This window comes from Streptomyces sp. MGP-BFMKR1 (assembly GCF_057766585.1).
Genome location: NZ_CM173408.1, coordinates 474,529 through 486,610, shown reverse-complemented (window position 1 = coordinate 486,610; position 12,082 = coordinate 474,529). Strand labels below are relative to the sequence as shown.

The 12,082-nt window shown below is 69.5% G+C and carries 5 protein-coding genes; 2 read left to right on the top strand and 3 right to left on the bottom strand.

Features of this window, described 5'->3' with window-relative positions; genetic code table 11:
* Positions 1-120: 120 nt before the first annotated feature.
* Positions 121-1,476 carry a serine hydrolase domain-containing protein gene (locus tag AC3CHW_RS01740; protein ID WP_488469297.1) on the bottom strand — a complete coding sequence of 452 codons (1,356 nt, stop codon included), beginning with the start codon at positions 1,474-1,476 and terminating at the stop codon, positions 121-123.
* A 158-nt stretch (positions 1,477-1,634) separates the two neighbouring features.
* A complete protein-coding gene (locus tag AC3CHW_RS01735; RefSeq protein ID WP_488469296.1) occupies positions 1,635-2,861 on the bottom strand; it encodes a cytochrome P450 in 1,227 nt (408 codons plus the stop codon).
* Positions 2,862-5,061: 2,200 nt separating this feature from the next.
* Here AC3CHW_RS01735 and AC3CHW_RS01730 point away from each other — a divergent pair.
* Both AC3CHW_RS01730 and AC3CHW_RS01725 read left to right on the top strand, forming a co-directional pair.
* Entirely contained in the window at positions 5,062-5,757 is a 696-nt protein-coding gene (locus AC3CHW_RS01730) for a flavin reductase family protein (RefSeq protein ID WP_488469295.1), read from the top strand.
* Positions 5,758-6,069: 312 nt separating this feature from the next.
* Positions 6,070-6,582: an HAD domain-containing protein gene (locus tag AC3CHW_RS01725; protein ID WP_488469294.1), complete on the top strand. Its 513-nt coding sequence runs from the start codon at positions 6,070-6,072 to the stop codon at positions 6,580-6,582.
* Between the two features lie 254 nt (positions 6,583-6,836).
* Here the strand turns inward: AC3CHW_RS01725 and AC3CHW_RS01720 are convergent, their stop codons facing one another.
* Positions 6,837-11,411, bottom strand: a complete 4,575-nt coding sequence (locus AC3CHW_RS01720) for a glycosyl hydrolase family 18 protein (protein ID WP_488469293.1) — start codon at positions 11,409-11,411, stop codon at positions 6,837-6,839.
* Between the last annotated feature and the right edge of the window lie 671 nt (positions 11,412-12,082).

The following is a 12,082-nucleotide window of genomic DNA, read 5'->3' as shown; positions in this document are numbered from 1 at the left end:
ACGGCGTGGCGCCGGGGCACCCCGCGGCAGCCGTCGCGGACGGCGGGGGGCTCGGCGAAGGGGCCGGCTCGGGGCGGGACGGTGTCCGGGGATCGTCCCGAGCGCGGCGGGGAGCGGGCGTCAGACGTCGGTGGTTCGGCGCGCGGTGCGACCGGAGATCTGCACCCGGTCGACGGCGCCGCTGTGGGGATCGCGCAGGAAGCGACCGCCGGGCAGGTGCCGGCCGGAATCCGGCTCGACCAGGTCACAGGTCAGGTCCGGGTAGCAGACCAGCGGCGCCGGGGTGTCGCCGCCCACGGACAGCGCGAGCGCGCCCTCGGCGTCCGCCGTGACGCGGTACTCCAGGGCGCCGTTGCGGTACGTCCCGGCGCACTGGGGGAGAGGTACGGCGCGGCCCCGCTCGGGGACCCTGGCGGCGGTGGGGACCCGCAGCCCGGTGATGTCGGCCAGTCCGTCGGCCAACGCGTGCCACAACTCGGTGCCGTTCCCGCCGTTGCAGGTGAAGGCCACCACCGCGCCCAGTTCCGGCTCGGCCCTCACGTGACAGGAGGTGCCCTGCGCGTTCCCGTCGTGGCCGCACCACAGCGTGGTGCCCTCCCGGAAGAGCGCGAGCCCCGAGCCCCAGCCGTCGGCCAGGACGCCGGGGTCGGCACCCGCCACGGGGCGGCGCATCTCCGCGGCGACCTCGGGCGCCAGCACCGAGGCGGGCCCGTGCCCGGCCACCGCGCGGCCCAGGGCGAGCAGGTCCAGCGCGCTCGCCAGCAGGGCACCCGCCGGAGCCTCCACCGGCGCCAGCGTCTGCCGTACGGGAAGCGCCCGGCCGGTCGACGGGTGGACGGAGTGCCCGCCCGCGACCGGCCGGCGCGGTGACCGGTCGCCCACGAACGCGGGGACCGTCCCCAGGGGTTCGAGGACCAACGTCCGCACGGCCTGTTCCCACGGCATCCCGGTCACCGCCTCGACGACCCGTCCCGCGGCGACGTACCCGGCGTTGGAGTAGGAGAAGCCGGAGCCGGGCGCGCCCACCGCGTCCGCGGCGGCGCAGTGCGCGGACAGGTAGCGCGTCGTACTCAGCGCCGCCGCCTCGTCCGAGTCGGGGCCGGTCGGCAACCCGGCCGTGTGGCCAAGCAGTTGGCGCACGGTGAACCGCGGCGCGTGCCGCACTTCCGCCACGTGGTCCGCCACCGGGTCGTCCAGGTCGATGTCCCCGTCGGCGACCAGGATCATCAGGGCCGTGGCCGTGTAGGTCTTGGTGACGCTGCCGATCGGGACCGCCGTCTCGGCGGTGAACGGCTCGCCTGTCGCGGCGTTAGCGTGCCCGGCGTGCGCGGCGTGCGTCACCGAGTCGACGTGGACGGCGAGTTGGGCCCCGGGCACCCGATGGGCGTGCGCGAGGTGGGTCAGTAACTCCGTCAGGGGGCCGGATGCCGGGCGCGGTCGCCGGCTGGCGCTCGGGATGGTGGGGACGTGGGACATGGGACGAAACTCCTGGTACTCGATACTCAGGGGAGCGGCGCGTCCGCCTGGCGCGGCAGCGGCCCCGGTGGGGCGCGGCGCGCACGCCACTCCCGGCCCGGCCACCGCCGGGTGGCCGGCCTTCCTCGGGCGGGCCCGGCCGAGGACCGCGGACCCGCCTATCCGGCGGTACGACGCGGGGCCCGCCGCACGCGCAGCGGCAGGTGGCGGGCGCCGACGATGACGGCCGAGTTCTGCGTCACGACGGCATCGCGGTCGGCTACGGCGAGGTCGGAGAACCGGTCGAACAGCAGCCGCAGGGCGATCCGGGCCTCCAGCCTGGCCAGCGGGGCACCGAAACAGAAGTGGATGCCGTGGCCGAAGGTCAGGTGGGGGTTGGGGTCGCGGGCCGGGTCGAAGGTCCCGGCGTCGGCGAACCGGGCCCGGTCGCGGTTGGCGGCGCCCAGGTGGGCCGTCACGAGGGCGTCGGCCGGGATGACCGCGCCGCTCAGCTCGACCTCACGGGTGGTGCGGCGGCCCAACTCGGGGAACGGCGGCAGGAAGCGCAGCACCTCCTCGGCGGTCCTGGGCAGCAGGTCGGGGTCGGCCCGCAGCGGCGCGACCGTGTCGGGGTGCCGGTCGAAGCAGAGCAGGGCGTTGCCCAGCAGGGCGGTGGTGGTGATGTGCCCGGCGACCAGCAGCAGGGCCACGAAGCCGACGATCTCCTGGTCGCTCAGCCGCGTGCCCTCCGCCTCGGCCCCGATCAGCTTGCTGGTCAGGTCGTCGCCGGGGTTCTTGCGGTGGTGGCGAATGTGGTCCAGGAAGTAGCCGTTCATCTCGCGCACGGTGGGCGCGATGGCCTTCAGCGCCCGCTCGATGTCAGCCATGTCCAGCATGTCGCCGAGGTCGTCCCCGCCGAACAGCGTGGTCGCCCACTCCTGGAACAGCGGCCGGTCGCTGACGGGTATGCCCAGTAACTCGGCGATGACGATGATGGGCAGCGGATAGGCCAGGGCGTCCACGGCGTCGAACTGGTCCTGGCCGTCGACGGCGTCGAGCAGTTCCTCGGTGATCGCGTGAATTCTCGGTTCGAGGTCGGTCACCACGCGGGGCGTGAAGCCCTGGCTGACGAGGGCACGCAGGGTGCGGTGACGGGGCGGGTCCATGCCCACGAAGTTGCCCTGCCGGAAAACCTCGAAGTCCTCCTGGGTGGGGGTCAGCCCGGAGAAGTCGGAGGAGAAAGCCTTCGGGTCGGAGAGCACCTGGGCGACGTTCTCGTGATCGGTCACCAACCACGTTTTCCGCTGCTCGTCATAGCGCACCGGCGCGCCCTCCCGCAGCCCCTCCCACCGGCCGACCAGTTCCTCGTACACGAACGGCGCCTCACTCGTCCTGCTGCCGGTCACCGGTCCCCCTTCAGTGTGGACTTCCGGAGAGGCTGATGCCTCGCCGGTTGGACGCATGCGGCAGTCGTCGACGCCGATGGACCTCGAAAGATGTGAACGCCATGCTCCACCACAGACTTTTATCACAGGCCGTTCACATATCTGCCCGACTTCTGCTTAATTCCTCGGGAGCGGACATCGGAATGGAACGGCAGGGCCGGCCGTTCCGATCAGGTGCGGTCACGCCCACGAACGCGGCGGTGTTCCCGCATATCCGTCGCGTGGTACGCGAAAGAGCGGCGCGACGGAAAAGCGAATACGGGCAGGCGGAAATCTTCGCCCGGCAAAAAGACGCGTCGAATAGGCGGCTGGAACGGGAGACACCGAACCCTTATCGCACCGCGCGCCCGCGTGGCACGCGGCGCTGGAGTACGCCGGCGGCACTGGAGTACGCCGGTGTCGGCGATTCTCCACCGGTGCCACGCCGTGACGCTCGACGAAGCCGCCGCACTGCCCCGGCGCCGGTGTCGCGGGTGCGCGGTCAGCGCGGCCGGCGCCGCCGGCACCCGTTCGCCGGCGGTCGCGGCATACGGACCCGCCTGCCGCTCACCCCTCGGGTGGGGGCGCGGTCTGCCATGCCACGCCCCCTTCCTCTTCCCTGAGTCGAACCCCTTGCCGCCCCGTGGCGCATGCCATTGGGACCATCCCCTCCGAACCCCTGATCATGGACCGCGCAAGCCGTCGAAGCCCCCTCCTTCGGCCTGCCCTTACCGCGGGCACGCGGTGGTCACGCCACCGCGGCTCGCCTCCTCCCCGCACACACCCCGCCAGAAGCCCCCTTCTGCGAAACGTGTCTGCGGTGTCCTCTCCCGTCGATCAATCGGCACGTGCTCAATCCGTCGGACGCTGAGCGCACAACGCACTGGCAAAGAGTGCCCGAAAAAGACCGACGAAAACGCCTGGGTTGGAACGCGGGTGTGTCTGATGGTGCCAACGATGAGCGTTCCGACGCTTTCACGCCACCCAAGCCCGGCCGACAGTCTTCACGCCTCGCCGCGAGATCGCAACACTGCCTGGTGACGTGGGGGTTGATTTCGTGCCCCATTTCCTTACCCGGCAGTAGGGATCGGAACCTCTGTTGCGGGCGATGCGGATGGTTTCCCGCTAGTCGTTACTCGTAAGTATTTGACCGTCGACGGTTCTCGAAAGGATGTGCGGTGGTCGACGTGCACCCCGCTGACCAGTGCTCTTGAAGGGAAGAAGATTATTCGGTCAAGAGTGATCTCGCTCGAAAGTCGCACGTCAACAGGAGATGAGCTGGCCGCATTCGCCGTCTTGCGCCGGGTAGTGCGCTGCGGTATTGCCATGCGCCCCCTCCCGAGAGGGGCTGTCGCATTTTCGATGCCGCCCAGGAGAAAAGCGAAAGGATAACGTTGTCGGCTGGCAGGGTCCCCTACGATTTGCTCGGTTGCGGGCCAAAACTGCCGGCCGGCTCTCCGGCCCACGCGGACGCGTTCTCCCTGCACCCGCCCGGCCCGCGCCCCCGGCGGCGCGGCTCCCGGCCCCGCTCGCACCGACTGCCCCACCACTTCACACGCCTGAGCGCTCCGATATCCGAACCCGGACCCGGGCCCGCGCGGCGGGCGTACGCCGGAGCGTCGCGGGCCGACGCGATCTCGCCCGAGGTGGGTGGTGCGGGCGTACGCGCCGGCTCCCGGTCGCCGGAGCGCGTCGGCCGGGTGCGGCACGAGCGGCGGCAGCCCCTCGATACCCCCTCGAATCCACAACTCACGACGCACCGATCGACGGGCACGCACGGCGCCCACCTTGCGTACGGCACGCACGGCACCCACGGTGCGCGGGTGTGCCTCAGCGGACACCACCTCGGCTTCGCCGAGAGGGTCAACGCACCCCTCGCCGGGGGCGGAAGCCCCGTGCCAGCGCTGACCGGGCGGCACACGGGTCCAGCAGAGAAGACGACGCGCCGGCTGACGCGGAGATCGTGAACAACGTGAGTCACACGTGCCTGGGGCGGACGCGGGAGAACAGCGTCAACGTCACTGACCGCACTCGCGGCCCCTCCCAGCGTTGGCGGATCACGCCGTGGATCCGACTGGGCCGCCTGGCACCACACCCGGCCCTCCGGCCCCGTCCATGTGGTCCATCGTCACCTGGAACACTTCGGCCCCGGCCGAAACAACCGAATCCTAGGCTGCTCGCCATGAACACCGCACCCCCCAGCACCCTGCCCGCGCCGACAGCCGCCACCCACCTGGAGATCGAGCCGAGCATCCTGTACTTCGGGACGCCAGTGGTACTCCTGTCGACAGAGAATGAGAACGGCTCCTTCAACCTCGCCCCGATATCCTCCGCCTGGGCCCTCGGGCGGACGGTGGTGATCGGGCTGGGCCGTGAGGGGCAGACCGCGTACAACCTCGGCAGTCGCCCCGACCTGGTCATCAACCTGCCGGCCCCCGCCCAGTGGCCGGCGGTGGAGCGACTGGCGCCGCTGACCGGCCGGAACCCGGTGCCCACGACCAAGCCCAGGGGCTGCCGCTTCGAGCCGGACAAGTTCGCCGCGGCCGGCATGACCAGCGAGCCGTCCCATCTGGTTCGGCCGCCTCGCGTCGCCGGATGCCCGATCCAACTGGAGGCCAGCGCCAAGCGGGTGCAGCCGGATGCCTCCGGGGACTTCGTCATTGTCGAGGCCGTCGTGTGCACGGTGCACGCCGACTCCCGCATCGTCGTTCCGGGCACCGACCACATCGACCCCGCCGCCTGGAGCCCGCTCATCTACAGTTTCCGCCACTACTTCGGGCTCGGCCCGGAACTCGGCCACTCCTACCGCACCCAGACACCCCGCGACGTCGAGGGTCCTGCCGCAGAGCCGGCACTGGCCGATGCGGCGCGCAACTGAGATCAGGCGGCCTTGCCGAAGCGGACGGCGGCCAGGTTCTGGCCGCCTGCTCGACGGGGTCGTTGCCGGCGACAGGCGGGGCTGAACGCGCTGATCGCCGAGGCCGAGAGCCTCTCCCTCGCCATGCTGGCCGGTCTGATTCGGAACGAAGAACCCGAGGCTCCGGCACTTCACGACCACAGAACGTGCGACGTAGCAGCACCGTCCGCACAGAGCGGTCAATCGCTTCGCCGGTGCCGACAAGCAGCGGGCCTGCTCAACAGCCCTCTCGTGGAGCGGCCAACAGTGGGCGCCTCGCTATCCTCTGCTGCTGTGACTGGCTCTGTGCGGCTTCCGTTGCTGTTCCTCGACGTCGACGGACCGCTGATTCCGTTCGGGGCGGAGCCGCAGCAGTACCCGACCTATGAGCTCGGTCCCGCTCGGCGGGGGGACGGTGCGAACCCACTACTGACCAGGATCGATCCGCAGCACGGGGCCAAGCTGGCCGCGCTTCCCTGTGAGGTGGTCTGGGCCACCACGTGGATGGGTGAAGCAAACGAGTGCATTGCTCCGCTGCTCGGTCTTCAGCAGCTTGCCGTGGTGGTCTGGCCAGAGCCGTCCGACATCGATGATCAGGACGAACGCGACGGGTTGCACTGGAAGACCCGCGCCCTTGTCGACTGGGCGGCGGGGCGGCCGTTCGTATGGGTCGATGACGAGGTCACGGAGACGGATCGCGCCTGGATCGCCTCCCATCATGCGGGACGCGCTTTGGCCCATCGGGTTGATGCCCGCGTTGGCCTCACCGATGACGACTATGTGCTTCTCGCCGAGTGGCTGGGTTGACCGTTCGAGGCGGGGCCCGACAGCGCCCCCTGCCGACCGCCTCGACCCATGCCCCACCCCGCCCGCGAGGCCACCCAACTGCCACCTCCCGCGACACGAGCACGCGGGGAGGACCCGGCACGCTCGCGCACCTGGAGAGTGCTTCTTTCCGTGCAGCCAACCGGACCCTGGACTGGCCCAATCGGCGCAGGTCGGAAGCACTCTCCGGGTGTTTGATCAAGAGGCGGAGTGTCGGGTTGGGTGGTGGGGAACGGTTAGCTGGCGCTGCCGATCAGCTTCCAGGGCTCGTGGTCGGCGTCGGCCCCGGTGCCCGGGGCGCTGCCCTTCGTCTCCCACTTGGCCTTCCAGACCTTGCCGTTGTACTTGACCGTGGTCTGCTCGATCGGCTGGCTGGCCGGGGAGTAGATCTTGGTCGCGTCCCAGTTCGCGGCAGGGCAGCCACCGGCCGGCGGGGTCGCCGCACCGAGTCCCTTGAGGTGGTCGGTCACCGGCGCGTACGCCGTGCCTCCGACCGACAGGCTCGTGTTCACCGGACCGGTGATCGGGAGGAAGTAGATGATCGGCAGGTCGAGTGACTTGCCGGCCGGGATGATCTGGCAGTAGTCCAGCGTCGTACTGACCCGGTGGAACGTCGTACCGGGTGCCAGCTTCCACTGGCCACCTTGGGCGTCGGTCTGCCAGTTGGCGTCCTTGACCAGCGGTGACGTCGAGGCCGGAATGTCGAACGCCAGCTTCGTGTCCTTGCCACCGCCCAGCGTGCGCCCGGTGTTGTTGGTGATCCGGACGGTCGGCTGCAACGGCCACAGGTTCGCCGTGGCGGTCGGGTAGTTGACCATCTCGACACTCAGGTTGGCGGTCACCTTCGGCGCGACACCGACGCTGCCGGTGCGCAGGTTGTTGTCGTAGGCGCCGGTGTTGCCGAGCTTCTCGTTCAGCCGGGTGGTCAGCGTGTACCCCATCCCGCAGGGGGTGTCCGGCTGGATCTCCGCCGGGCAGTCGTAGTCGCCGCCGAGCTCCCACATCATCACGCCGCCCGCCCCGGTCGACTTGACCAACTCGGCGATCGCGTCGATGCCCTGCTCGTCCTCGGTGGACAGGAACACCTTCTTCTCGGCGTTCCACAGCCACGACGTCTTCGTGGTGTCGTCCCAGTGCCGGGTGTACTGGCCCGTGCGTCGGTCGGTGCTGTCGGTCTCCGGCTTCAGCCCGACGCTGGGTGCGTAGAGCGGCGTGATGTTCTTCTCCAGGTTCTTGGTGTGCCACAGCGGGTTGGTCCCGGAGCCGAGTTCGCTGCCGTTGTTGGTCTCGTCGTGCCAGATGTTGTCGATGCCGAAGGCACCGTCACCACACGGCCGCTTGACACCCGTACCCGGCTCGCAACCGTTCGGCTTCCGCGACGTGCCCCACAGACCGTTCGTACCGCCGGTGACGTTCTTCCAGCCGCGCGTGTAGTAGGGCACACCGATGTTGACACGCCCGGCCTGCATCGCGCCGCGCATGTACTTCATCGCCCAGTCGGTGTTGAAGTAGCCGATCTTCCCGTACTCCGGAGTGGCGTACTGATCGGCCAGTTCCGGGTCCTTGCCGTCGTCGAACAGTGCCGCGTTCGGACCCACGACGTCGTTCCAGGTGCCGTGGTAGTCGTAGGCCATCAGGTTGGTGAAGTCCTGGTAGTCCAGCGAGGTCTGGTTCGCCATCCCGCGGGCCAGGTAGCCGGAGGCCGACGACGCCGAGGTGAGCAGGTAGTACTTGTTGTCCGCGACCGAAGCCCGGTTCAGCGAGTCCCGCAGCGTCTTCATCAACGCGGCGTACGCCGTGGGCAGACCCTTGCGACGCGGGTTCGCCACCGCCCAGTCGGTCGGGTTGCCGGTGTCCTCCAGGACCGTGGGGTACTCGAAGTCGATGTCGGCACCGTCGAACCCGTAGGTCCGCAGGAACTCCACGACCGAGTTCGCGAACGTGTCGATCCCGCCCTGGTTGACCGAGCCGTCGGCGTTGGTGGTCATCGTGTAGAAGCCACCGGAACCGGCCCAGCCACCGACCGAGATCAGCGTCTTGACCCGCGGGTGCAGGCGCTTGTACTTCGTCAGCAGGTTGAAGTGCCCCTTGTAGGGCAGCGACGGGTCCATCTCGGCGCCGGCCTCGCCGGGCCACTCCTTCTGGGTGGCGTTCGCGTCGACCTTGATCTTGTTGTCCTCCACCGACGCGAACGCGTAGTTGAGGTGGGTCACCTTCGACCACGGGATGTTCTTCACCAGGTAGTGCGGCGTGCCGTCGGCACCCGTACGGCCACTGTTGAAGTAGCCCACGACCCGGCGGTCCCGGCCCTGACCGAGCCATTCCCGGCCGTCGCTCTGGTAGACCTTGCAGTAGGGCGTCGCCACGCCCGGCGTGGCCGCCAGGCCCTCCGGCCGGCAGTCGCCGGACGCGTCCGGCCGCGGGCCGCCGTCGTCGCCACCGGGGTGCGACTCCATCGGGTCACCGACACCACCGTTGACACTGAGGTCGCCGGCACCGCCGTCGGTGCGGTCGCCATCGCCGTAACTCGGCACCAGCCAGCCCTCGACGTCACCGTCACCACTGGCCGCTCCCGCCTTGGCGGTGGTCTTCGCCGTCGTACCGGAGCGGGGCAGGACGAAGTCCTTGATCCCGTCGCCGTCCAGGTCGGCGAAGGCTCCGACGGTGCCCGGGAACGGGTCGTCGGCGCGGATCGTGCCCAGCGACTTCCAGCCGGAGGTGACGGTCCACGGGGCGCCGGTGTTCTCCCAGGCCCGGACCTCACCGGTCATGTACTCGACCCGGACCGTGTCGGCCTTGCCGTCACCGGTGATGTCGGCGAAGGCGACCTGCGCGGCGGGTGACTCGCCCGGACTACCGAAGCCCTCGACGTCCTCCCAACCGCCCGGTGTCGGCATGCCCTTGCCTTTGTTGAGCCAGGCGCTCGGGAAGCTCATCCGGTTCAGCGTGATCAGGTCGTCGCGTTTGTCACCGTCGAGGTCGGAGAAGTACATTTCCGGCTCGTAGCCGAGGTTGTTCGCGATGATCGTCGCGCTGTCCCAGCTCACCTTGCCGCCACTGCTGGTGTTCCGCGACATCCGCATCTGGGGGACGCCCGTCGGCGAGTCAGCCTTCGGCAGGATGCGGAGGTAGTCGTCCTTACCGTCACCGTCCATGTCGGCGAAGTAGACCTTGTCCGGGTTGTCCCCGCGGTCGGCCGGGCTGATGTCGCCCAACGAGACCGCGGGCTTACGCGGGTCGTCGTTGCGCCAGCCGGTGACCTTGCCGTCCGTGCCGACCACCGCGTAGTCAGCCTTGCCATCACCGTTCAGGTCGGGGAAGGCGATCTTCGAGCCGGCCGGCGCGGCGTCCCGGATCTTGCCGAGCGGCTCCCAGTCGTACGAGCGGCTGCTGAGCATGCGCTGCAGGACCGCGATCTTCAGGCCCTGGGCGAAGGCGTGCGCGATCTTCTGGTGGCCGGTGTCGGTCGGGTAGATCTCGTGGGTGATGTCCTGCGGGGTCACCTCGCCCAGCTCTACCAGCACCAGCCGTGCGCCGCTTTTCACCTTGGCGTAGGCGATCGTGCGAAGCGCGCTGTTGTAGTCGTCGATCCGGGCCTGGTACGTCGGGTTCGTCGACGGCGGCAGGGTCCCGAGCAGGACCGTGGTCGTCGGTGCGACCCGGTGGATCGCCTCCAAGAAGCCCTGCATCTTCCGGGCCGTCGCCGCACCGTCGGCACCGCCGGCCAGGTCGACCGTGCCCGCGATCAGGGTCATCACGTTCGGCCGCAGCCTACGGAGCGCGGGGATCGTCTCGGCCTTGATGTCGTCGATGCCCTTGCCGTCAAACCCCATGTGGTCGGGGTCGCCGCCCTCGCCGCTTTTCAGCTCACCGACGAGATCCGTGCGCTTGAAGAGCGTGGTAAGCGCGCCACCGATCACCGCGAACGCGGTCATAGCCACTGCTTCGCCATTCAGGTGGTCCCGGAAGCCACTGCCGTTGGTGCTGTGCCGGCCGGCCGTGATTCCATCGCCGGTCGCCATCAGGCCGAGGGGGTGGGCCGTGGGGGTGGGGCCGTCCACGTTGAGCTGGCCATACAGGACCGGCCAGTGGTCGGAACCGCGCCCGGTCTGGACCGTGACCGGCCGCTCATGGTCGATGTGGGTGGTGACGAAGTAGTCCAGCTCACCACCACCTTGGTGGGTCGCCCCACCCGAGTTGCGGATCCGCATGCCCAGCGGGATGCCCCGTGTGGCGAGGGCGCGCGGATCGACGTTGAAGTCGCCGCCGACCGTCACGTGATAGAGGACGTCACGTCGGTCCTCGAGCTCATCGATCTGGTTGTGAATGGCTTCCAGCAGCGCTGCGGAGTCACCGCCACCGCCGGACAGGCCGTGCACGGTGAAGTACCACTCGTCTCCGAACCGCGCACCGAGCGCGTTCCGGCCGGCGTCGACCGGGTTACCGACGACGATCAGCTCGTCGGGCGCCTCGCGCAGGACGAGGGCGATGTTGACCCGGCCGCCGATCAGGCGCGGGTTGGTCGCATCGTCGGTGGTCGGCAGGAAGTAGACCTCACGGGTCGGAACGGGGTTGCGGGAACCGGCGCCGACGGTCCAGGTGTGGTGCAGCACGGTGTGCTGATGCGCCGCGCCCTGGCTATCGACCGTGGTGAAGGTTTGGCTGGGCTGCGCGGTGCTGTTCGACGGCGGGTGCGGGCCAGCCTCCTGGAGCATCACGATCGGCGCCTGCATCGCCAGCAGCCGGACCCCGTTGTTCCACTTGCCGCCGTCCGAAGCGTTGTTACTGCCCCCCTGCATGTTCCAGGACATCAGGGGCGTGCTGGCCGCGGGGAAATTGGTGGCATGGGCGGTGGCCGGAACGACAAGTGTCGCTGCCAGCCCGGCCACCGCCACCACTGCGGCAACTAATCGACGGAACAAGAGCTCCTCATTTCTCCCACAGATCGGGAACAAACGAATCGTTGGACTCCAGATAGCTTCGGCACTGTAGCCCTCGATCGTTCACGAAATCCGGTCAGCTTGCTGACCCCTTTGCGGTGCATATTGATGGTGATTTCTGGGCAAGGAGAGCGCCCGGCTGCCGCGTCGGGTGGGCGCCGCATACCACGGTCCGATGGGCTCGGTCTGCTCGCAGGGAGGGGAACGGGCTAATCAGTCGAGGTCCGGGAGGGCGCAAAGCCGCTCCAGGGCGCCGGCGATCGCGTCGGCAACGGGCCAGTGGCGGCGAGGCGGGCGCCGCGCTCACCCCATCGGCGTCACGCCGTCAGACGTTCAGTGGCCGGCGCACGGACCCGCCGACGTCTTGGTCCGCGTCGCGGGCGATGAAGAGCCCAGGACCATCCGGTGTGGACAGGTAGAGGCCCCCACACCTACCAGCGCGCCCGGTGATCTGCCAGGTCTCACTCAACAGGGGGCGCAGCGCCGATCCGCTGGTCGGCGGGAAGGCGGGCGCCCGGCGCGGTCGCTGTCCAGTACATCAC

Bases quoted from the DNA above. Each gene is read 5' to 3' on its own strand.
- AC3CHW_RS01740 (WP_488469297.1), bottom strand. From the start codon at position 1,476: ATGTCCCACGTCCCCACCATCCCGAGCGCCAGCCGGCGACCGCGCCCG.
- AC3CHW_RS01730 (WP_488469295.1), top strand. From the start codon at position 5,062: ATGAACACCGCACCCCCCAGCACCCTGCCCGCGCCGACAGCCGCCACC.
- AC3CHW_RS01720 (WP_488469293.1), bottom strand. From the start codon at position 11,411: ATGTCCTGGAACATGCAGGGGGGCAGTAACAACGCTTCGGACGGCGGC.